Annotated in this window: 24 protein-coding genes; 18 read left to right on the forward strand and 6 right to left on the reverse strand. The window is 55.1% G+C overall.

What is annotated here, in order from left to right:
* The first annotated feature begins 26 nt into the window (after positions 1-26).
* The 14 genes from ACW4YW_RS09590 to ACW4YW_RS09655 all read left to right on the forward strand — a co-directional run bounded on the left by ACW4YW_RS09590 (position 27) and on the right by ACW4YW_RS09655 (position 14982).
* Positions 27-2168, forward strand: a complete 2142-nt coding sequence (locus ACW4YW_RS09590) for a putative bifunctional diguanylate cyclase/phosphodiesterase (protein WP_457137333.1) — start codon at positions 27-29, stop codon at positions 2166-2168.
* A gap of 40 nt (positions 2169-2208) precedes the next feature.
* Positions 2209-2559: an ArsC family reductase gene (locus ACW4YW_RS09595; protein ID WP_457137334.1), complete on the forward strand. Its 351-nt coding sequence runs from the start codon at positions 2209-2211 to the stop codon at positions 2557-2559.
* Positions 2556-3683: a succinyl-diaminopimelate desuccinylase gene (gene dapE / locus ACW4YW_RS09600; RefSeq protein WP_457137335.1), complete on the forward strand. Its 1128-nt coding sequence runs from the start codon at positions 2556-2558 to the stop codon at positions 3681-3683. The genes ACW4YW_RS09595 and dapE overlap by 4 nt, the downstream gene beginning before the upstream one ends.
* Positions 3680-4579, forward strand: coding sequence for a 50S ribosomal protein L3 N(5)-glutamine methyltransferase (gene prmB, locus ACW4YW_RS09605; protein ID WP_457137336.1), 900 nt, complete (start codon positions 3680-3682; stop codon positions 4577-4579). Before dapE ends, prmB begins: the two co-directional genes overlap by 4 nt.
* Positions 4580-4591: 12 nt before the next feature.
* On the forward strand, positions 4592-4954 hold the full coding sequence (locus ACW4YW_RS09610) for a YidH family protein (RefSeq protein WP_457137337.1): 363 nt from the start codon (positions 4592-4594) through the stop codon (positions 4952-4954).
* 149 nt (positions 4955-5103) lie between these two features.
* Complete coding sequence (locus tag ACW4YW_RS09615; RefSeq protein WP_457137338.1) at positions 5104-5400, forward strand: helix-turn-helix domain-containing protein; 297 nt, start codon at positions 5104-5106, stop codon at positions 5398-5400.
* 123 nt (positions 5401-5523) lie between these two features.
* On the forward strand, positions 5524-8193 hold the full coding sequence (locus ACW4YW_RS09620; RefSeq protein WP_457137339.1) for a type I restriction endonuclease subunit R: 2670 nt from the start codon (positions 5524-5526) through the stop codon (positions 8191-8193).
* Complete coding sequence (locus ACW4YW_RS09625; RefSeq protein WP_457137340.1) at positions 8190-9056, forward strand: restriction endonuclease subunit S; 867 nt, start codon at positions 8190-8192, stop codon at positions 9054-9056. The genes ACW4YW_RS09620 and ACW4YW_RS09625 overlap by 4 nt, the downstream gene beginning before the upstream one ends.
* Positions 9005-9427: a hypothetical protein gene (locus ACW4YW_RS09630; RefSeq protein ID WP_457137341.1), complete on the forward strand. Its 423-nt coding sequence runs from the start codon at positions 9005-9007 to the stop codon at positions 9425-9427. The genes ACW4YW_RS09625 and ACW4YW_RS09630 overlap by 52 nt, the downstream gene beginning before the upstream one ends.
* Positions 9428-9438: 11 nt before the next feature.
* Positions 9439-10914, forward strand: a complete 1476-nt coding sequence (locus tag ACW4YW_RS09635) for a GNAT family N-acetyltransferase (protein ID WP_457137342.1) — start codon at positions 9439-9441, stop codon at positions 10912-10914.
* Positions 10898-11332 (forward strand): hypothetical protein, encoded by a 435-nt coding sequence (locus ACW4YW_RS09640; RefSeq protein WP_457137343.1) that lies wholly within the window; start codon positions 10898-10900, stop codon positions 11330-11332. Before ACW4YW_RS09635 ends, ACW4YW_RS09640 begins: the two co-directional genes overlap by 17 nt.
* Before the next feature lie 3 nt (positions 11333-11335).
* A complete protein-coding gene (locus ACW4YW_RS09645) occupies positions 11336-11863 on the forward strand; it encodes an ATP-binding protein (RefSeq protein WP_457137344.1) in 528 nt (175 codons plus the stop codon).
* The gene (locus ACW4YW_RS09650) at positions 11860-13503 is read left to right on the forward strand and encodes a Fic family protein (RefSeq protein WP_457137345.1); all 1644 of its coding nucleotides are present in this window, start codon (positions 11860-11862) and stop codon (positions 13501-13503) included. Before ACW4YW_RS09645 ends, ACW4YW_RS09650 begins: the two co-directional genes overlap by 4 nt.
* A complete protein-coding gene (locus tag ACW4YW_RS09655) occupies positions 13504-14982 on the forward strand; it encodes an N-6 DNA methylase (RefSeq protein ID WP_457137346.1) in 1479 nt (492 codons plus the stop codon).
* An 82-nt stretch (positions 14983-15064) separates the two neighbouring features.
* On the opposite strand, the gene ACW4YW_RS09660 is transcribed toward ACW4YW_RS09655, so the two are convergent.
* The 6 genes from ACW4YW_RS09660 to ACW4YW_RS09685 all read right to left on the reverse strand — a co-directional run bounded on the left by ACW4YW_RS09660 (position 15065) and on the right by ACW4YW_RS09685 (position 19941).
* The gene (locus tag ACW4YW_RS09660; RefSeq protein WP_457137565.1) at positions 15065-16234 is read right to left on the reverse strand and encodes a pseudouridine synthase; all 1170 of its coding nucleotides are present in this window, start codon (positions 16232-16234) and stop codon (positions 15065-15067) included.
* Positions 16235-16302: 68 nt separating this feature from the next.
* Complete coding sequence (gene scpB, locus ACW4YW_RS09665; protein ID WP_457137347.1) at positions 16303-16857, reverse strand: SMC-Scp complex subunit ScpB; 555 nt, start codon at positions 16855-16857, stop codon at positions 16303-16305.
* A gap of 3 nt (positions 16858-16860) precedes the next feature.
* Entirely contained in the window at positions 16861-17661 is an 801-nt protein-coding gene (locus ACW4YW_RS09670) for a segregation and condensation protein A (RefSeq protein WP_457137348.1), read from the reverse strand.
* 142 nt (positions 17662-17803) lie between these two features.
* Entirely contained in the window at positions 17804-18445 is a 642-nt protein-coding gene (locus ACW4YW_RS09675; protein WP_457137566.1) for a site-2 protease family protein, read from the reverse strand.
* Positions 18445-19074, reverse strand: a complete 630-nt coding sequence (locus ACW4YW_RS09680) for an L-threonylcarbamoyladenylate synthase (RefSeq protein ID WP_457137349.1) — start codon at positions 19072-19074, stop codon at positions 18445-18447. Before ACW4YW_RS09680 ends, ACW4YW_RS09675 begins: the two co-directional genes overlap by 1 nt.
* A gap of 12 nt (positions 19075-19086) precedes the next feature.
* A complete protein-coding gene (locus tag ACW4YW_RS09685) occupies positions 19087-19941 on the reverse strand; it encodes a 3',5'-nucleoside bisphosphate phosphatase (protein WP_457137350.1) in 855 nt (284 codons plus the stop codon).
* A gap of 110 nt (positions 19942-20051) precedes the next feature.
* On the opposite strand from ACW4YW_RS09685, the gene ACW4YW_RS09690 reads away from it, so the two are divergent.
* From ACW4YW_RS09690 to ACW4YW_RS09705, 4 genes are read left to right on the forward strand one after another with little or no spacing between them, the layout of a single operon-like run.
* Positions 20052-20591 (forward strand): septation protein A, encoded by a 540-nt coding sequence (locus tag ACW4YW_RS09690; RefSeq protein ID WP_457137351.1) that lies wholly within the window; start codon positions 20052-20054, stop codon positions 20589-20591.
* The gene (locus ACW4YW_RS09695) at positions 20591-20893 is read left to right on the forward strand and encodes a YciI family protein (RefSeq protein ID WP_457137352.1); all 303 of its coding nucleotides are present in this window, start codon (positions 20591-20593) and stop codon (positions 20891-20893) included. The genes ACW4YW_RS09690 and ACW4YW_RS09695 overlap by 1 nt, the downstream gene beginning before the upstream one ends.
* Positions 20890-21168, forward strand: a complete 279-nt coding sequence (locus tag ACW4YW_RS09700; RefSeq protein WP_457137353.1) for a BolA family protein — start codon at positions 20890-20892, stop codon at positions 21166-21168. The genes ACW4YW_RS09695 and ACW4YW_RS09700 overlap by 4 nt, the downstream gene beginning before the upstream one ends.
* Positions 21169-21189: 21 nt before the next feature.
* Positions 21190-22041 (forward strand): peptidylprolyl isomerase, encoded by an 852-nt coding sequence (locus tag ACW4YW_RS09705; protein WP_457137354.1) that lies wholly within the window; start codon positions 21190-21192, stop codon positions 22039-22041.
* Positions 22042-22107 lie beyond the last annotated feature (66 nt).

Genomic DNA, 22107 nt, shown 5'->3' on the forward strand with positions numbered 1-22107 from the left:
TTTTTTTGCAGGATATAAGGATAACCATGACAGGCGATTACGATTACAAACTGGTGCTGCTTTCAATTGCGATTGCATTCATCTCATCGATGGCTGCATTCATGTTCACCAATCGTGTTGTCCGCAATCAAGGCCGATCTGCCAAGGCGTGGATGGGTCTAGGCGCCGTCGCCATGGGCTCGGGCATCTGGGCCATGCACTTCATCAGCATACTTGCCTGGTCGCTGCCTACTCCGATGGAATCCATGATTGACGAAACCATATTGTCCTGGCTGATTGCCGTCAGCGTCTCATGGCTGGCGCTGGATATCGCCAGCAGGCCCGGCCTCAACCTGCAGGTACTGATTGTTGCCGGGGTAGTGATGGGGCTGGGCATCAGCGGCATGCATTACACCGGCATGCATGCCATGCAGATGTACCCCGAAATCACCTACAACAAGACATTGCTGGCATTATCCGTCAGCATTGCCATCGCCATCTCGATCCTTGCCCTGGCTTGCATGTTCCATGCCGACCGCCAATCCATGAACACCCGCCTCAGCTCACGGCTCTACGCTTCCACCATGATGGCTGGCGGCATTGCCTGCACCCACTTTACGGCAATGGCCGCAATCGAGATTCCGCCCCATTTCGTTTTCACCGCGGCATCCGCATCACAGCCCGGCTTGTTCTCGGTGATTATCGCCCTGGGCATCTGTACCCTGATCCTGCTTGCCGCCATCCTGACCATCGTGGATTCGCGCCACCGCGACAGGGACAATTGGCTGCACGCCGACACGCAGGACAAGCTCAGCCGCATGAGCATGCTCGACGACCTCACCCAGCTGCCGAACCACCGTTATTTCCAGCATCACCTCAACATCGGCATCCGCCGTACCGCACGCCTCGGCAGTGCGCTGGCTGTTGCCATCATCAAACTCGACAACTTGAAGCTGATCAAACAGGAGCTGGGCCAGCACATCAGCGACGAGGTCCTGCGCTCTGCTGCAAAACGCATCCAGGACACCATTCGCGGTTGCGACATGGCGGCCTACAACGGATCTGAAGAATTTCTCGTGCTTTTCGAGGACATCAAGCACGAGCATGACATCGTGCCGGTCATGGAAAGAATCATGCAGTCGCTGAACACCACATTCCGCATCGACCGCCATGACATTACGCTCGAAGCCAGGGCCGGGTTGTCCTTGTACCCCAAGCACGGCGATGCCGATCGGCTGCTGACTTATGCCGAAGCTGCCATGCACCGCGTGCAGCCCAGCGACAACCATGGTTTCCGCCTGTTCGACGACCGGCTGGAACCCTCTTCCTTCGACCTGCTGGAAACCCGGCAGGAGCTGCGCCACGCGATCGAAAACGGGGAAATGGTGCTCTACTTCGAGCCGCGCATGGACATCATCGGCAACACCATCACCGGGCTGGAAATACAACCCCGCTGGCTGCACCCGACCAAAGGCGCCATCCCTGCCGCCACCTTCGCTCCCATGGCGGAAAACATCGGCTTGATCGATGACATCAATGCCTGGGTGCTGGAACAGAGCTACCGCGTCGTAAATACATTGCGCCAGCAGCGCATTCATGTACCGGTCTACCTGCCGCTCACTTCCATGCAATTGCGTTTTCCCGATATTCAGCGACAGGTCGCGGCCAAGCTGAGCCACTTCAGGCTGCCGGCCGACGCGTTGATCCTGGAAGTGGCTGAGTCGGATTTCATGCAGCAGCCGGAGCATTACACCGACCTGCTCAAACAGCTGCCGGCCATCAGCCTCAAGATCAGTCTGGAGAATTTCGGCACGCGCTTTTCGAGCCTGCCCTACATACAGCACCTGGGCCTGAAATTGCTCAAGCTGGACCGCAGCTTCACCCAGGACCTTATCAGCAACCAGAAAACCCGTGCGATTGCCGGCGCGATCATTGAATTGGCGCACACCCAGAACCTCAAGGTGGCGGCGGAACAGGTAAGCAACGAGGACGAGCGCAATGCGCTGCTGTCCCTGGAATGCAACGAAATCCAAGGCTTTTTCTGTGCCAACCCCGTGCATCAGGCCCAATTGGCCGAGTTCCTGATGTCCAGCAAGTTCGCATCTCCGCAGGAAAAAGCCCAATCTGAAGAAATCGCATGGTCTACATACCCCGCGATGACGACCGAGGGCCTCACGCCAGCGCGCTAGTGTAAAATGCAGGGATCCATAGTCATCAAGATGCATATACATGAAGCTCTACGGTATCCCCAACTGCAATACAGTGAAGAAAGCGCGTACCTGGCTGGATGAGCACGGCGTTGCTTACGAATTCCATGATTTCAAGAAATCCGGCATCAGTGAAGAAACGCTCAAGCAATGGCTCAGCCAGGTGGAATGGGAAAAGTTGGTAAACCGGGCAGGCATGACCTGGCGCGGGCTGAGCGAGGCAGAAAAGGCAGCGGTCACCGACAATACTTCCGCTATCAAGCTCATGCAGGACAAGACTTCCGTCATCAAGCGCCCGGTGCTGGTGAAGGATGGCCAGCTCATTAGCCTGGGCTTCACCGAAGCAGCTTATGCCAAGCTGGTCACTGCATGAGCAGGACGCTGGAACTGGCCAAGGACCTGATTGCACGGCAATCCGTCACTCCCAACGACGAAGGCTGCCAGGCGCTGCTGATCTCGCGCCTGGAGCCGTTGGGCTTCACCATTGAGCGCCTGCGTTTCGGCGATGTGGACAACTTCTACGCCCGGCGCGGCAATGCTGGTCCGCTGCTGGTGTTTGCCGGGCATACGGATGTCGTCCCTACCGGCCCGGTAGAGCAATGGCATACCCCGCCGTTCGAGCCCACCGTCAAGGACGGCATGCTCTATGGACGCGGCGCTGCCGACATGAAGACCTCGCTGGCGGCCTTCATCACTGCAATCGAAGACTTCGTGACAGACCATCCCGACCACCCCGGCTCGATCGGCCTCATCATCACTGCGGATGAAGAAGGCGTGGCAGTCAACGGCACCGTCAAAGTGGTCGAAACCCTCAAGGCGCGCAACGAGCTGATCGATTACTGTATCGTCGGCGAGCCGACCTCCAGCAAGGTCGGCGGCGACATGATCAAGAACGGACGCCGCGGCTCGCTCTCGGGCAGACTGACCGTCAAGGGGATACAAGGCCATATCGCCTATCCCCACCTGGTGAAGAACCCGATCCACATGGCTGCGCCCGCGATCAAGGAACTGGCCGACGCCGTATGGGACGAAGGCAACGAATATTTCCCGCCTACTTCCTGGCAGATATCCAATATCCATGGCGGCACCGGCGCCACCAATGTCGTGCCTGGCGAAGTCGAGATCCTGTTCAACTTCAGGTTTTCCACCGCCAGCACTGCCGAAAGCCTCAAGCAGCGCGTCCACGCCATCCTCGACAGCCACCAGCTGGACTACGACCTGGCCTGGGAACTTTCCGGCAAGCCGTTCCTGACACCGAAAGGCTCCCTGGTCATTGCCATTTCGGCCGCGATTGAACAGGCTTTCGGCGTCACGCCCGAGCTTTCCACCAGCGGCGGCACCTCCGACGGCCGCTTCATTGCCGACATTGCCGCCCAAATCGTCGAATTCGGCCCGCTCAACGCGACCATCCACAAACTCAACGAGTGCGTTGCCATCGCGGACATAGAACCCCTGCAGCATGCATACAAGCTCACCCTGGAAGCGCTATTGAAATGATGAGATTCCCCGGCATTACTGAAGAACTCCACACCATCCGTGACTGGCTGCGTTTCGCCGTCAGCCGCTTCGAAGAATCCAGCATCTTTTTCGGCCACGGCACCGACAATGCCTATGACGAAGCCGTATGGCTGATCCTGTCGTCCCTGCACCTGCCGCACGACACCCTGGACAACTTCCTGGATGCGCGCCTGCTGCCGCCGGAACGTACACGCCTGAAAGAGCTGATCCGCCGCCGCATCACCGACCGTACCCCGACCGCCTATCTGGTCAACGAGGCATGGCTCAAGGGCTTCAAGTTCTACGTGGACGAACGCGTCATCGTGCCGCGCTCCTTCATTGCCGAACTGCTTGAGGACAGCCTCAACCCCTGGATCGAATACCCGGAAATGGTGGAAAGCGCCGCTGACATCTGTACCGGCAGCGGCTGTCTTGGCGTGTTGCTGGCAAATGCCTTCCCCAACGCGCAGATCGACGTCGTGGACATCTCTCCCGACGCGCTGGCGGTGGCGAACATCAATATCCGCAACTACGGCCTGGAAGACCAGATCAGCGCCGTGGAGTCCGATATGTTCAGCAACCTGCAAGGCAAGACTTACGACCTCATCATCAGCAATCCGCCCTATGTGGACGCGCCTTCCATGGAACTGTTGCCGCAGGAATACCGCAACGAGCCGCAGATCGCGCTGGGCAGCGGCGCCGCGGGACTGGACCACACCCAAACCCTGCTGCATGAAGCCAAGAAGCACTTGAACGACAACGGCCTGCTGGTAGTGGAAATCGGCCACAATCGCGACGCGCTGCTGGAAGCGTATCCGCACTTGCCGTTTACCTGGCTGGAAGTGGATTCGGGCAACGAATTCGTCTTCCTGCTGACCAAAGAACAATTGCCTTAAACAGGGGAATCCGTGTCAGACCCAAGAGTATTCTTCGCTGCCGAACGCACCCTGCTGGCATGGCTGCGTTCCGGCCTGACGCTCATGGCGCTGGGGTTCGTCGTGGCGCGCTTCGGCCTGTTCCTCACCCTGCTCGCGCCCGGTGCTGTCGAGCACCTGATGCAACATCGTTGGCTGTCTGATTTATTGGGCGTCGCCCTGGTGCTCACCGGCGCCGCTATCATCCTCTGCGCGCAATACAATCATCACCGCTATGTCCAGAGCCTGCCCCCAGAAGACGTCCCTCAGCTACCCGTGCCTTGGCTAACAACTGTGCTGGCCTGTGCCATATCCTTTGCAGGCATTGTGCTTGCCGTGGATTTGATGTTGTTTTAGCAGGTTGTCACCAGCCACTACGCTACTGATATTGGATGCCTATTATCAGCAACCTTCCATAACCCCAGCAAAGTCCTGCATGAAGATTTGCGATTCAGACAAACATAATTTAATTTAAGCTCGCAAAACATCATGCAAATTCAAAGGCCGTGATATCCTCGGTCATTCTTTCCAAACTCCTGACGGTAAGGGCAAAAACCATGATCCGCTGCCATCTCGCCCGCATGATGGGTGAGCACAAAATGCGTATATCAGATGTTGCCAGAGAGACTGGACTGAGCCGTGCCACAGTCACCTTGCTCTACAAAGAAACTGCGCAGAAAGTAGATCTGGCAGCGCTCGACAAGCTATGTACATTATTCGACTGCAGTATCGGTGAGCTAATGGAGCGCATAGAGCCTTCAACGATTCATCAGCATTCAGCAAGCACCAATCGAGGCAACTGAAGCATGGTCAACCAGAATCCCGAACAACGTGCCCGCGATCAGATAGATACTCTGCTGCAACAGGCAGGCTGGGTCATACAAGACAATAAAAAAATCGACTTTGCTGCCGCGCAAGGCATCGCCGTGCGCGAGTACCAGACCGATATCGGCCCGGCGGATTATGTGTTGTTCGTCGATCGGCAGGCCGTAGGCGTCATCGAGGCCAAGCCGGAAAGCTGGGGCGAGAAAATCACCACTGTGGAAGAACAGTCCGGCGGCTACGCACAGGCCAAGCTGAAATGGGTCAACAATCAATCGCTGCGTTTCATCTATGAGAGCACGGGCACAGTCACCCGCTTTACGGATAGCCTTGACCCCCACCCGCGCTCACGCGAAATATTCAACTTTCACCGCCCAGAAACACTGGCCCGCTGGATGCAGGAAGGCAAAAGCCTGCGTGGCCGCCTGCAAGACCTGCCGCCGCTGAACACCGATGGCCTGCGCGCCTGCCAGATTACAGCCATCACTAATCTGGAAGACTCTCTCAAAAAGGACAAGCCCCGTGCATTGGTACAAATGGCAACTGGCGCCGGCAAAACCTTCACTGCCATCACAGCCAGTTACCGTCTGCTCAAAGAGCCAGTCAGCGTCAATCGCATTCTGTTTCTGGTGGATACCAAGAACCTCGGTGAACAGGCCGAGCAGGAGTTTCTGAGCTTCCTGCCTAACGACGACAACCGCAAGTTCAGCGAGCTGTACACCGTGCAGCGGCTCAAAAGCCAGCACGTCGCCACGGATACCCAGATTACCATTAGCACCATCCAGCGCATGTACTCCATCCTCAAGGACGAACCGCTGGATGAGGCGTTGGAAGAGCAGAGTCTGGCCGAGCAATACACCAAGCCCAACACACCATTGCCAGTAGTCTACAACCCCAAGCTGCCACCGGAGTTTTTCGACGTCATCATCATCGACGAGTGTCACCGCTCCATCTACAACCTCTGGCGACAGGTGCTGGAATACTTCGACGCCTACTTGATCGGCCTCACCGCCACGCCAGACAACCGTACCTACGGCTTCTTCCGCAAGAACGTGGTGAGCGAATACAACCACGAAAAAGCCGTGGCCGATGGTGTCAACGTGGGCAACGAAGTTTTTCTCATCGAAACCGAAAAATCCACCCAAGGCGGCACCATCACCGCCGAGCAACTGGTGGAAAAACGCGAGCGGCAAACCCGCCGCAAGCGTTGGGAAACGCAAGATGAAGACGAGGTCTACACAGCCAAACAGCTTGATCGCAACATCGTCAACCCGGATCAGATTCTCACCGTCATCGACACTTTCCGCAAAAAATTGCCGGTGATTTTTACGGGACGCAAGGAAGTACCGAAAACCCTGATCTTTGCCAAAACCGACAGCCACGCCGACGACATCATCCAGACCGTGCGCGAGGTATTTGGCGAAGGCAACCAGTTTTGCAAGAAAATCACCCACAACGCAGAAGACCCCAAGTCCGTGCTTGCCCAGTTCCGTAACGACTACTACCCGCGCATCGCCGTCACCGTGGACATGATCGCCACCGGCACCGACGTGCGCCCGCTCGAATGCCTGCTGTTCATGCGCGACGTGAAAAGCCGCAGCTACTTTGAGCAAATGAAAGGACGCGGCACCCGCACGCTGGACAAGGACAGTCTGCAAAAAGTCACGCCCTCGGCCACCAGCGGCAAGACCCACTATGTGATTGTCGATGCCATTGGCGTCACCAAATCACTGAAAACGGCCAGCACCTCACTGATTACCAAGCCCGGCGTGCCGCTCAAAGATTTAGCGATGGGTGTGATGATGGGCGCCAGCGACAGCGATACGGTTTCCTCTCTGGCTGGCCGGCTGGCGCGGCTCGACAAGCAACTGGATGACGAAGAACGCGCCCGCATTGCCGAAAAGGCAGGCGGCATGCCGCTGCTCGTCATTGTAGGCGAGCTGTTCAACGCCATTGACGGCGACCGCGTGGAGCAGCGGGCGCTGGAAATCACCAGCCTGCCGGCAGGCTCAGACCCCGGCGACAGCGCCCGCGATCAGGCCCAACAACAACTGGTCGCCGAGGTAGCCAAGGTCTTCAATGGCGAATTGATTGAGTTGATAGACACCATCCGCCGCGACAAAGAACAAACCGTGGTCCACGAAGACCTGGACGAGCTGATAAAAGCCGAATGGGCAGGTGAAACCCAAGCCAATGCCGAGGCGCTGACGCAGGAATTTGCTGATTACCTGCATGAGCACCAAAACGAAATCGACGCCCTCAGCGTCTACTTCCACACCCCTGCGCGGCGCAGCCATATCACCTACCCACAGCTCAAGGCGTTGCTGGACAAACTCAAGCAGGAACGCCCCAAACTCGCCCCGCTGCGCGTCTGGCAGGCGTATGAACATCTGGACAATACTCGTAACACTCAAAATGCTCGTCATTCTCGCGAAAGCGGGAATCCAGTCTCGGAACTGACCACTCTCGTCGCTCTCATCCGCCGTGTCTGCGGACTGGACGCCACCATCACCCCCTTTGACGCCACCGTGCGCAAGAACTTTCAACAGTGGATGATGAAATATCACGCAGGCGGCAGCGACAAATTCAACGAACAACAAATGGCCTGGCTCCACCTCATCCGCGATCACATCATCCACTCCTGCCACTTCGAGCACGATGACCTCGACATGTCTCCCTTCGACGCGCAAGGCGGGCTGGGCAAGATGTATCAACTGTTTGGCGACAGGATGGATTGGGTGATTGAGGAGATGAATCGGGAGTTGGTGGCGTGAGCAGCATTTCACTTGGAAAAATAGCCGAAAGAACGGAGAAAGTGGAGCCGAAAGCACATGCTGGCGTGCCGTTCATTGGTCTTGACGATATAGAAGCACACACGATGCGACTTATGGGCTGCAAAGATTCAGCTGACCTAAAAAGTTCGGCTAAGAGATTTTATAAAGGGGATGTCTTGTACTCTCGCCTGCGTCCATATCTCAATAAAGTTTGGGTGGCTGATCGGGATGGCCTTTGTTCGTCCGAGTTCATTATTTTTCACCAACCAGACCTTATTAATGCAAAATTTTTGGCATACAGGCTCAATAGTAGTGATTTTGTTGCATTTGCTAACTCGCTGGATTCTGGAGACAGGCCAAGAGTCAACTACAAGCAAATATCAAAATTTGAACTTCCATTTTTTGATTTGGAAGATCAAAAACGCATTGTTGCCAAAATCGAAGAACTTTTCTCCGAACTGGACAACGGCATCCAATCCCTGAAAACAGCCCGCGAACAACTCAAAACCTACCGTCAATCACTCCTCAAGCACGCCTTTGAAGGCAAACTCACCGAACAATGGCGCAAGGAAAACGCCGACAAACTAGAAACTCCTGAACAACTCCTCTCCCGCATCCAGCAAGAACGCCAATCCTGCTACCAGCAACAGCTGGTCAAATGGAAGCTGTCGGAGAAAAAGTGGGAATCTAACGGCAAAAAAGGAAAACGGCCAACAAAGCCTAGGGAACCGAAATCTGTCACTGAATTAGCTTTCGATATAAAAGCTAATTTACCCAATATTCCGACTAAGTGGACATGGGAAAAATTAGGTTGGATTCTATTTACAGGAATGAGCAGCCAGCAGTCTTTGCAGGGTATCTAATTCGCATTAACCAGATTGCTTCAATCGTGGAGGCTAAATACCTTAATTTATTCCTTAATTCACATATTGCAAAACAGTATGGAAGCACTGTAAAAACTGACGGCGTTAATCAATCAAACATTAACGGCGAAAAGCTACAGAGCTATCCATTTCCTTATTGCTCATCAGATGAACAACGTGAAATCATCCAGCTCTTGGAAGGAAAGTTATCGCTCACCGATAACTTTATATGTGAAATTGATTTGGAGCTAAATAAATCCGAATCTCTCCGCCAATCCATCTTGAGAAAAGCCTTCTATGGGCAGCTTATCGATCAGACTGGAAAGATGGTAATCGCAGATTCATCACTCTCTGTAGCATCAATAGAGTAGGGACTTTTCTTATGCGCCTCTTGCTTGACACGAATATTCTTATTCCTCTACAGGATTCATATATTGTCTTGAATGACAATCTCAAGAATTTCATTCGTTTGGCAGGTAAGGGGGGGCATCAGCTTCTTTATCACCCTGCTTCGCTAGTAGATATTGAAAGAGATAGTGATGCGAATCGACGGAATAGAACACTATCACGGTTAGATCAGTATGAAAAACTAGAAGCGGTTTCTGGTTGTCCATGGAGCACCGATAGTAGTTCACCGAATAACGTATGCGATAATGAAATTCTCTATGCTCTTCAATGTAATGCAGCTCATGCACTAATCACAGAGGATAGAGGTCTCCATGCTAGAGCCAGAGAACATGGGCTAAGTGACCGAGTTTATAATATTCAGACGGCTGAAGATTGGCTGCGTCGTTTACATGAGCCAGCAGAAGTTCATCTTCCCAATATTGAAGATGTGCCGCTGCATTTTCTTTCACCAGAATTGGAGAGCGAGTTTTTTAATAGTCTTAGAGGTGACTATCAAGGATTCAATGATTGGTTTGGGAGAAAAGCCCAAGAAGGAAGGAGAGCATGGATATGTAGAAATGACCAAGGAAATCTTGGTGGCCTCTGTATATACGCTGAACAGGTAAATGAGAAAATAACCGACTCAGGTGAAGCTCTCACGGGAAAAGCACTTAAACTCTGTACTTTTAAAGTTGGCGAGTCTGTGCGAGGTAGAAAAATAGGAGAGCTATTTCTGAAAGCAGCTTTTCGTTATGCCACTGAAAATGAATGTCTCAATATTTTTATTCATGGTAATGCAGGTAAGCAGCATTATCTGGCCTTGTTATTGGAAGATTTCGGTTTCATCGGGCATTCAGAGAATTATGAAGGGGATACTGTTTGGGTGAAGAAACACCCTGTATCTGCCCCCGATGATTTAATTGACGCGAAAGACTTTGTTCGGCTTTATTATCCGCATTATCGTCAAGATAGTGGAGTCTCAAAATATCTTGTTCCAATTGTTCCTGAATATCATGACATTCTATTTCCTGATTATTTGAGTCCTAGCAGCATGCAACTAGGACTTTTTGAAAGCCCTAATCGACATGTTGGAAATGCCATTAAATTGGCTTATTTATGTCATGCACAAACAAAAAGTATTGTTCCTGGAGATATTGTGCTTTTTTATAGATCTCATGACGAAAAAATGTTGACTACAATAGGTGTAGTAGACGACTTCACCATATCGAGTGATTCGGCAGAAATTTCGGCACAGGTCAGTAGGCGTACAGTCTATTCATTTGAGCAAATTTCTGATATGGCAAAAAAGAGGGAAGTGAAAATCATCCTTTTCAGAGTGGTAAAACATCTTCAGCCACCTATTTCATACAAGGAGTTAAAGGCACGTGGAATTTTGTCGGGTCATCCTCAGTCTATCGTTAAGCTCGATGAATCAAGATACAGGGGTTTTTTAAATGCAGCGGGAAACTAGGGCCGTATTGATCTCCATTCATCCAAAATATGTAGAAAGGATACTGGATGGCTCTAAAAAAGTAGAGTTCCGTCGTGTATGGACAGCTGAGAAAATAACCCACCTGATTATCTATTCAACTTCGCCAGAAATGAGAGTTTCTGCCATAGCAGAAATAGATAATGTGCTTTCAGCAGGTAAAGAAGGGTTATGGGATATGGCCAAAATTTATGGTGGTGGTATTACTCGGCAAAATTTGAGGAATTATTTTCATGGTATTTCAAAAGGGTATGCTTTATTGATAAAAAACGTAAGGCGCCTTGAAACCCCATTACCTCTTTCCGAAGCCATTCCTGGCATGCGTGCTCCTCAGTCTTATGTTTATCTAACGGCTGAGCAATTTGATGCTGTACAGTCTATGTCTTTCTTAGAAGGCTAAAAGATGGTTATTTTTCTGGCAGGAGTGCATGGTGTCGGCAAGACTTTCCTCGGCCGCCCTGTTGCAGAATTTTTAGGCTTATCATACGCAACGGCAAGTTCACTTATCCGCGAGGAACGAGGTGGAAGAGTAAGTTGGGATAAAGGTAAAAAGACCACGGATGTTGATGAAAATCAAGAGCTACTGGTGACTGCTGTTACCAGAATTCTTGAAAAGAATGGTGCTCCATTGGTTCTTGATGGTCATTTTGTTCTAAGAAATGAAAAAGGAGATATTGCTCCTATTTCAGCCAGCGTTTTTCGGAGGCTCCGGGTTTCCTCGGTTGTTTTATTAGAGGCACCTTTATCTGTTGTGGCAGAGCGATTGGTTTTGAGAGGAAGTCCTCAATCACTTGAAGATATTTCGGAACTTGTGGAGGCAGAGAGAAAGAGCGCAGAAGATATCTGTAAAGAAATAGGAGTTCCAATAGAAAGGATTTTTTCACCATCAAGTGAACAATTATCTGCCGCATTTAAAAGAGCCATCTTGTGAAACAACCAAAACTCCCCATCAACCTCGATAACCTCCTCCACCAGCGCACAGTGGAAGGCGAGCGCGTTGAATACAAGGCAGGTTGGAACCCGGAGTCCATCCTGCACAGCCTTTGCGCCTTTGCCAATGACTTTCACAACCTGGGTGGCGGTTATGTGCTGGTGGGAATTGCGGAACAAGGCGGTCGCCCGGTACTGCCGCCTGTTGGCTTGCAAGCGGAGCAGATCGACGCCATTCAGAAGGAGTTGCTGAACCTGGGTAACTCGGCCATCCAGCCACCATATCATCCGCTCACCGCTGTTTACGAAGTGCAGGGCCGGTTGATTTTGGTGTTGTGGGCGCCAGGCGGTGAAACCCGTCCTTACAAGGCACGGGTGAGTCTGGGCGACAAGAAGACGGATTGGGCATTTTACCTGCGCAAGCACAGCAGCACGGTACGCGCCAGGGGAAATGATGAGCGGGAGTTGTTGTCGCTGGCGGCAACAATGCCTTTTGATGACCGTTACCAGCAGTCGGCCAGCCTGGATGATCTTTCACCGTATCTGATGCGCGAGTTCTTGCAGGAAGTGGGCAGTGATCTGGCGGCAGAGGCCAAGTCGCTGGACGTAGAAGCCTTGGGACGGCGCATGGGCGTGATCGGTGGGCCGGCGGAGCGGGCGTTTCCCAAGAATGTGGGCTTGCTGTTTTTCAACGAGCACCCGGAGCGCTTCTTCCCGGCCACGCAGATCGACGTGGTGTATTTCCCTGATGGGCCGGGTGGCGACCGCTTTGAGGAGAAGGAGTTTCGCGGCCCGCTGGGGCGCATCACTCGCGATGCGGTGGACTACATCGGGCGCAATTACCTGACCGAGATGGTGGTCAAGCACCCTGACCGCCCCGAAGCTGAACGCTTTTGGAATTTCCCGCTGGCCGCCATCGAAGAGGCGGTGGTGAATGCGGTATATCACCGTTCCTACGAAATCCGCGAGCCAGTGGAGGTGCGCATCACCTCGGAAGAATTGGTGGTCTTGAGCTTTCCCGGCCCGGATCGTTCCATCCGCCTGACGGATTTGCAGGCAGGCCGCGCCGTCAGCCGCCGCTATCGCAATCGCCGCATCGGTGAGTTTCTGAAAGAATTGGACCTGACCGAAGGCCGCTCCACCGGCATCCCCAAGATTCTGCGGGTGATGCAGGCCAACGGCTCACCGCTGCCCGTTTTCGAGACGGATGAAGACTACAGCTATTTTCTGATTCGCCTGCCGGTGCATGAGGCATTCGCTCCAATAGAAGAAAAGGCTCAAGCTCGTGATGAGGTGTACGGCCAAGTAACCGAACAAGTAACCGAACAAGTAACCGAACAAGTAACCGAACAAGTAACCGAACAAGTAACCGAACAAGTAACCGAACAAGTAACCGAACAAGTAACCGAACAAGTAACCCGCTTGTTGTCCACTTTGAGCACAAGGGCCATGGGCACCAAAGATTTGCTCAAGCAACTTGAGCTGAGCCATCGCCCAACGCTTATCCAGAATTACTTGCAGCCTGCTTTGGCACAGGGTCTGATCGAAATGACCCAGCCGGATTCGCCGCGCAGCCCCACACAAAAATACCGTTTAACCGAGCAAGGCAGGCAAGCGCTTGCCGACAAGGATCAGTACTGAATGAATGCGTCTTCCATTGTTTCCAGAGTCTGGAGTTTCTGCACCACCCTGCGTGATGACGGCGTGGGCTATGGCGACTATCTGGAGCAGCTCACTTACCTGATCTTTTTGAAGATGGCAGACGAATACGGCAAACCACCCTACAACCGCGATGTGGGCATTCCGGCACGCTATTCGTGGCAGGCGCTGAAAAACACCAAGGGTGCCGCGTTGGAAGTCTTGTATGTGGAAATGCTGCGCGAGTTGGGCAAGCAGCGCGGGATGTTGGGGCAAATTTTCACCAAGGCGCAGAACAAGATTCAAGACCCGGCCAAGCTGTACCGGCTGATCGACATGATCGACAGCACGGGCTGGCTGGTGATGGGCGCGGATGTGAAGGGCGACATCTACGAAGGTTTGCTGGAAAAGAACGCCGAGGACACCAAATCCGGCGCGGGGCAATATTTTACGCCCCGCGCCTTGATTCGGGCGATGGTGGAATGCGTGCGCCCGCAACCAGGAAAGACCATTGCCGACCCGGCCTGCGGTACGGGTGGTTTCTTCCTTGCTGCATATGACTTTCTTGCGGCGCAGCCGCTGGATAAGGAACAAAAAGCGTTCCTTAAGCACCACACCTTTTATGGTAACGAGATTGTCGCCAACACCCGCCGCCTGTGCTTGATGAACATGTTCCTGCACAACATCGGCGAGATGGACGGCGACAGCCTGATTTCTCCCAACGATGCGCTGATTTCCCCCAGCCCGGTGAGCGTGGATTATGTTCTGGCCAATCCGCCATTCGGCAAAAAAAGCGCCATGAGCTTCACCAACGAGGACGGTGAGCAGGAAAGCGACGACTTGACTTACAATCGTCAGGACTTTTGGGCTACCACATCCAACAAGCAACTTAACTTTGTGCAGCACATTCGCAGCATGTTAAAAACCACTGGCAAGGCTGCCGTGGTAGTACCGGACAACGTGTTATTTGAAGGCGGTGCAGGCGAGATCATCCGCCAAAAACTGTTGGACAACACCCGGCTGCATACCATCCTGCGTTTACCCACCGGCATTTTTTACGCACAAGGCGTCAAGGCCAATGTGCTGTTTCTCGACAACCAGCCCGCCAGCCCGGAGCCTTGGACGAAAGAAGTCTGGTACTACGACTACCGCACCAACATTCACCACACATTGAAGAAAAAACCGCTGCGCTTCGAGGATTTAGCAGAGTTCATTCAGTGCTACAACCCGCAAAACCCTGCCGATCGCGTCGAGACTTGGCACGCAGAGAACAACCCCGAAGGGCGCTGGCGCAAGTACAGCTATGAAGACTTGATCGCCCGCGACAAGACCAGTCTTGATCTGTTCTGGCTAAAAGACAAAAGCCTTACCGATTTGGACAACCTGCCGGAGCCGGATGAGTTGGCAGAAGCCATTATCGAGAATCTAGAGGCTGGCTTGAACAGCTTTCGGAAAGTACTCAGCGGGCTTGCTGCACAATAGCGCCAACTCACTTGATACATACTTGCACGTGAGTAAAAAGCGGCTACAAAGGCCGCTTTTTAGTGTGTACACAGGTTGATGCCTATCTACTTCTTCGCTTGGGCGCGGCAGGGATATCCGACGTCTGGCGTACGCGGCGGCGTTGAGGCGACTTTGTTGCCCTTGGATTTGCAGGTTTGGCGGCCCCTTCGTGCCTAGTCCTGCTTTCGCTGGCTTGCCTGCCTTCCCCGCGCCGACTTCTGTTGTTCTGGCGGCCTTCCGGCGCTTGCTGGGCGAATTCCTCGCGCATGGCTTCTTCCCGTGTCTTGGTCACGCGGTGCGGACCGCGGGCCTCCAGCCTGGCTTCAGAATCGAAGCGGGATTTTCTGGCCTTGGGCGTGAAGGTTTTGCCAAGACTTTCCTTTTCTCTGGGAGAAAGTTGCCGTGGCGGACCTTTCGGCAATTCCAATTCAGCCCACTCCATCAAACCAGTCACCTCCTTGACACCAAGATGCAGCATCTGCCCGCGCTTGAGGCGCGGCGGCAGGTTGACCGGGCCGAAGCGTACGCGGATCAGGCGGCTCACGGGCTTCTGGAACGCCTCGAACAGGCGGCGCACTTCACGGTTGCGGCCTTCGCGCAAAATGACTTCATACCAGTGGTTGGCACTCTCGCCGCCTTGCGGACGTATGCTGTCGAAATTGGCCGGGCCGTCATCGAGCTCGATGCCATAGGTAAGTTGCGCCATCTCGCCTTCGGTCAGTTCGCCGAAAATGCGTACGGCATACTCGCGCTCGACTTCGTAGCGCGGATGCATGAAGCGGTTGGCCAGCTCGCCCGAGGTGGTGAAGATCAGCAGCCCCGACGTGTTCATGTCCAAGCGGCCGATCGCGATCCACTTGCCGTTGCGGATACGTGGCAATTTGTCGAACACGGTAGCCCGATTTTCCGGGTCGTCCTGGCTCACGATCTCGCCCTCCGGCTTGTGGTACAGCAGCACTTGCGGCAACTCCGGCTCGAACGGCAGGTGCAGCGGGCGACTGTCCATGCGCACCACGTCGCTGGACACCACGCTAGCGCCGACTTCCGCAGTCTTGCCATTGATGGTGATGCGGCCGCTCGCAATCAGGGTTTCCATCTCGCGGCGCGAGCCGAATCCCGCCAGCGCCAGGAGCTTGTGCAGCCTTTGCGGCAAGGCATTGGGATCTGCCGCGGCGGGCTTGGCAGGAGAAGTATTGCGGGGATTGCGTTGTTGCTTGAACGGACGGGCCATGGAATCAACCTTGAGAATATTGCGCGTATTATAAGCCAGGCGCACCGATTCCGCCGTACGGGTTCCGATTATCCGATATCGAGCGGAATTTCCTGCTGGGTGAAATGCTGGATGGGCGGCAATTCGGACAGGGAACGCAATCCGAGATCGTCGAGAAAGGTCTTGGTGGTCGCGTAGAGCGAAGGCCGCCCCGGCACGTCGCGCTGACCGACGACATCGATCCAGTTGCGCTCGAGGAATTGGCGCATGATGTTGGGGTTGACCGCCACGCCGCGGATTTCCTCGATGTCGCCGCGCGTCACCGGCTGGCGGTATGCAATGATCGCCAGGGTCTCCAATGCGGCACGCGAATAGCGCGTCGGCCGCTCCGGATTGAGGCGGGCGATAAAGGGGGCAAGGTCAGCGCGCGCCTGGAAACGCCAGCCGCTCGCCACTTGCACCAGCTCCATGCTGCGGCCCTGCCACTCTAGCCTTAGCTCGTCGAGCAGCATGCGCAGGGTAGCGCGCTCCATGCGGCCTTCGAACGGGCGCAACAACATGTCCAGCGACAGGGGCTCGCCCGCCGTCAGCAACACGGCCTCGAGCACCTGCTTCATTTCATTGATGTTTTGCGCTGCGCTCATGGCCTAGTTGACGCTCGCCAGCGGCATGTCCGCGGCCTGCAGGTAAATCGGGCTGAAGGGTTCCTGCTGGGTGATGCGCACCAGGCCCTCGCGCGCCAGCTCGAGGATGGCAAGGAAATACACCACCAGCTTCGGCAGCCCCTCGTGCACCACGTCGAACAAGGCAGTGAACTCCACCAGCGACTCCTGCTGCAGGCGGCGCAATACCAGGCTCATATGCTCGCGTACCGAGAGTTCGGCACGTCCGACCTTGTGATGCTGGAAATGGCTTGCACGCTTGAGCACCGACTGCCAGGCGGCCATCAGTTCATCGAAACCGACCTCGGGCCAGCTCGTCTCGGCAATATGTTCGTAATAGGCGCGCGCCACCTGGATTTCCTGGCCGGCCACCGGCAAGGCGTCCAGACGCTCCGCCGCCAGCTTGATCGCCTCGTATTCCATGAGCCGGCGCACCAGCTCGGCGCGCGGGTCTTCTTCCTGTTCTATGCTTTCCGGCTTGGGCAGCAGCATGCGCGACTTGATCTCGATCAGCATTGCCGACATGAGTAAATATTCCGCCGCCAGCTCGAGTTTGCTCTCGCGCATTTTCTCGACATATTCCATGTATTGGCGGGTCAGTTGCGCCATGGGGATATCGAGGATATCGAGATTGTGCTTGCGGATCAGGTACAGCAGCAGGTCCAGCGGGCCCTCGAAAGCCTCCAGGTAGACTTCGAGCGCGTCAGGCGGGATATAGAGATCCTGCGGGATGGCGTCCAGCTGTTCGCCATAGATGCGCACATCGAATGCAAGTTGCGTCGCCATTGCTCACACGGCCCTCAATGGGCAGCTCGCAGGCAAGCCGTGGAGTCAGGCCAGCACCAGAGCACAATCCGCATCGCCATACAGCCTCCTTGGTGATTCTTGGTGTGGTGATTGTTGATCTGCTGATTCTTGGTTCGATAGCTCAGCTGAAAATACCGGCGAACATCGCCAGCAAGAGCATGATGAAAGGCATCATGATCTTGGACAGCACGCCAGTGAACATCAATACCAGCAGAATGATAAAGCCGTAGCGCTCGACCTGGGCAAATTTGTACGCCATCTGGTTGGGCATCAGGCTGACCGCGATCCTGCCGCCGTCCAACGGCGGCAATGGCAGCAGATTGAGCACCATCAGTACCACGTTGACCAGGATGCCGGCCTGCCCCATCAAGCTGAGCGGCACGGCGAAGTCGCCCGAGATGGTGGTGGCAAACTTGTAGACCATCGCCCAGAAAATCGCCATGAGGAAATTGGACGCAGGGCCTGCAGCCGCCACCCAGCGCATGTCGTGCTTGGGGTTGCGCAGGCGCGCATAATCGACAGGCACCGGCTTGGCCCAGCCGAACAGGAAGCCGGTACCGGAAAACACCAACAATGCCGGTACCAGGATAGTGCCGACCAGATCGATATGCTTGATCGGGTTGAGCGTGATGCGGCCCATGCTTTCCGCAGTGGTGTCGCCGAAATAGCGGGCGATGTAGCCATGCGCCGCCTCATGCACGGTAATCGCGAAAATCACCGGCAAGGCATAGATGGCGATTTTCTGGATCAGGGTGAGCTCCATCATGCCTCCAATCCGAATGGCGCCGGGTCGCCCGCCCCCAGGCGAATCAGGCTGGGGCTCTCCGCCGTGAGGTCGATCACCGTGGTCGGATCAATCGAGCATGCGCCGGCATCGATCACCAGTTCCACCTGGTGCTCCAGCCGGTCGCGGATTTCCCAGGCTTCGTTGAGGGGCGCGTCATCTCCGGGCAATTGCAGCGTCATGCTCAACATCGGCTCATTCAACTCTTCCAGCAATGCCAGGGTGACAGCATGCTGCGGCACGCGCAGGCCCACGGTGCTGCGCTTCGGATGCTGCAGGCGGCGCGGCACCTCGCGCGTGGCCTTGAGGATAAAGGTATATTGCCCAGGCGTATTGGCTTTCAGCAGTCGGAACTGGCTGTTGTCCACCTGGGCATAGGTGGAAAGCTCGGCCAGGTTGCGGCAGACCAGCGTGAAATGATGGCTGTCGTCCACGCCGCGGATGGCGCGAATGCGGTCCTGCGCCTCCTTGTTGCCCAAAATGCAGCCCAGCGCATAGCTGGAATCGGTGGGATAGGCGATCACGCCGCCATCGCGCAGGATGGCGACCGCCTGGTTGATCAGTCGCGTCTGCGGGTTTTCAGGATGAATAACAAAATATTGCGCCAACTTGACTCTACCTTAACTGTTAAGCGATCGGGTTTCCGGCCAATCCTGCCAGACCGGGATGCAGCCGCGCGGCAAATCCGGCAGCCGGCCCATTTCAATATAGCCATGGCCCGGGCCGTGATAATCGGACCCCATGGAAGACTTGAGGCCGTACATGTGCGCGAGCTTCGCATACTCTTGAAACTGGTCTGCGGTATGGCTGCCGGTGACGACCTCGATCGCCGCACCGCCCAGGTTGCGGAACTCTTCCAACAATAACAGCATATTGCTGCGCCCGATATCGTAGCGGCCGGGATGGGCAAGCACCGCCACGCCGCCGCTGCCGTTGATCCAGGAGATGACTTCTTCCAGCGTGGCCCAGTGGTGCTCGAAATAGCCGGGCTTGCCCTTGACCAGGTAGCGCTTGAATATGCTCTTCATATTGGAGGCATATCCCTGCTCGATCAGGTAACGCGCGAAATGCGCGCGGCTGATGATGCCCTGGCTGGCATGGGCGTAGGCGCCTTCCAGGCTGCCCTTGATGCCGAACTTCTCCAGGCTGGCGGCGATGCCTTCCGCTCGTAGATGGCGTCCTGCGCGGATTTTTTCAAGCCCGTCGCGCAGCGGGACGTAATCCGGATCCACCCGCAAGCCCACGACATGAATGGTGCGCCTGCGCCAGGTCACGGAAATTTCCACGCCGTTGATGAACTGCATGCCGTACCCGGCCGCTGCGCTGGCGGCCGTGGCCAGGCCCGCCGTATCGTCATGATCCGTCAGGGATAATACCTTTACGCCCTGCTCGGCGGCATGCGCTACCAGCGCCTCCGGCGCAAGCAGTCCATCAGAAACCGTGGAGTGACTATGCAAGTCGATAAGGGATGGCATGGAGGCGGGTTGGCAGTACAGCTTGTTAGTCTTGCCGAATCATAGCAAAATACCGCATCAACTTAAAACCTAATCCCGATGCACTCTAGCGCACGGCCAGCGGACGACACATGAAGTTTCTTTACGATCTATTCCCGGTTATTCTTTTTTTCATCGTTTACAAGCTGTTCGGCATTTACGAAGCCACTGCCGCTGCGATTGTCGCCACCATCGCCCAGATCGTTTGGGCCAAACTCAAGACCGGCAAGGTGGACAACGCGCTTATCATGAGCGGCGTGATCATCGTGGTGTTTGGCGGCGCCACCCTGTGGCTGCACGATGAAAGCTTCATCAAGTGGAAGCCCACCATCCTGTACTGGGTATTCACCGTCGGCCTGCTGGGCAGCGAATGGCTGTTCAAGCGCAACCTGATCCGCAGCTTCATGGAAAAGCAGATTGCCATGCCGGACCCGATCTGGAGCCGCCTCAACCTGGCCTGGGCGATGTTCTTCCTGCTGCTGGGCTTCCTCAACCTGTATGTCGCCTTCAACTACTCCACCGACCTCTGGGTGGATTTCAAGCTGTTTGGCACCATGGGCCTGATGTTCGTGTTCGTGATCGTCCAGACCTTGCTGCTCAACAAGCACATCACCGAACAGGATAAAAAATAATGTGGTATGCCATCATCGCGGAAGACGTCCCCAACAGCCTGGAAAAGCGCCTAGCCGCCCGCCCTCCCCACCTTGAGCGCCTGAAGGCCTTGCAGGATGCGGGCCGACTCTTGCTGGCCGGCCCCTTCCCCGCGATCGACAGCAATGATCCCGGCCCGGCCGGCTTCACCGGCAGCCTGATCGTGGCGGAGTTCGACAGCCTGGAGGCGGCGCAGGAATGGGCCAATGACGACCCGTTCGTGAACGCAGGCGTTTATTCGGCTGTCACAGTCAAACCTTTCCGCAAGACATTGCCAGCATGACCCTGACAGAAGAAATCCGCAGCAGACTCTCGATACTGGAACCCACCGCGCTGGAGATCCGTGACGACAGCGCCCTGCACAGGGGCCACGCCGGCAACAACGGCGGCGGGCATTTCTTCCTGACCATTGCCAGCGCGCAATTCTCCGGCAAGTCCCAGGTCATGCGGCATCGCCAGGTTTATGCAATACTGGGCGACCTGATTCCACAGAAAATACATGCACTCAGCATCCAGGCAATTGCGGCAGATGAACCTCCTGTTGTCACAATTGACTGATACGTTAGCACGCTCAATTTTATGACATCCATTTTAACCAGCCAAGGAATTCTCATGAAACTCACTACCAGCGCCCTGATTGCCACGGTTGCCTTTGGTATCCTGCAACCCGCTTTTGCTGCTGGCGCCAACGGCAGCGTTGCCACCGTCAACGGCAAGCCGATCAAGCAATCCCTGTACGATTACATTGCCAAGGAAGCCTCTTCCCGCGGCCAGAATGTGGACGACAACGTCAAGAACGTCATCATCAACAAGCTGATCGGCAGTGAACTGATCTACCAGGAAGCACAGCGCACTGGCCTGGACAAGCAGCCTGACTACCTTGCCAAGGAAGAACTGACCCGCCGCGAACTGCTGGTCAACACCTTCCTGCAGGACTACATCAAGAAGCATCCCGTGAGCGAGGCCGACACCAAGCTGGCATACGAGAAATACAAGCAGGAGCTGGGAGACAAGGAATACAACGCGCGTCACATCCTGGTGCCGACCGAAGCCGAAGCCAAGGACATCATCGCCCAGCTCGGCAAGGGCGGTGATTTCACCAAGCTGGCCAAGGAAAAATCCAAGGACCCCGGTTCACAGGAAAAAGGCGGCGACCTGGGCTGGTTCGCACCGGCCGGCATGGTGAAGCCGTTCAGCGATGCTGTCGCCAAGCTACAAAAGGGCAAATACACCACGACGCCGGTACAGACCCAGTTCGGCTGGCACGTCATCAAGCTGGAAGATACCCGCACCACGCAACCACCGTCCTATGACGACGTGAAGGATGGCCTGCAGAAGCAATTGCAGCAGCGCAACCTGGAAAAGCTGCTGACCGACCTGCGCAGCAAGGCCAAGATCGAGGCTCCCGCCGGCGCCACTGTTGCCAAGTAATCCTTAAGCGATCCTTGCTTGACCTGAAAAGCCCGCCCGGCGGCGGGCTTTTTTCATACTGATACT

The organism is Methylobacillus pratensis (assembly GCF_054072455.1).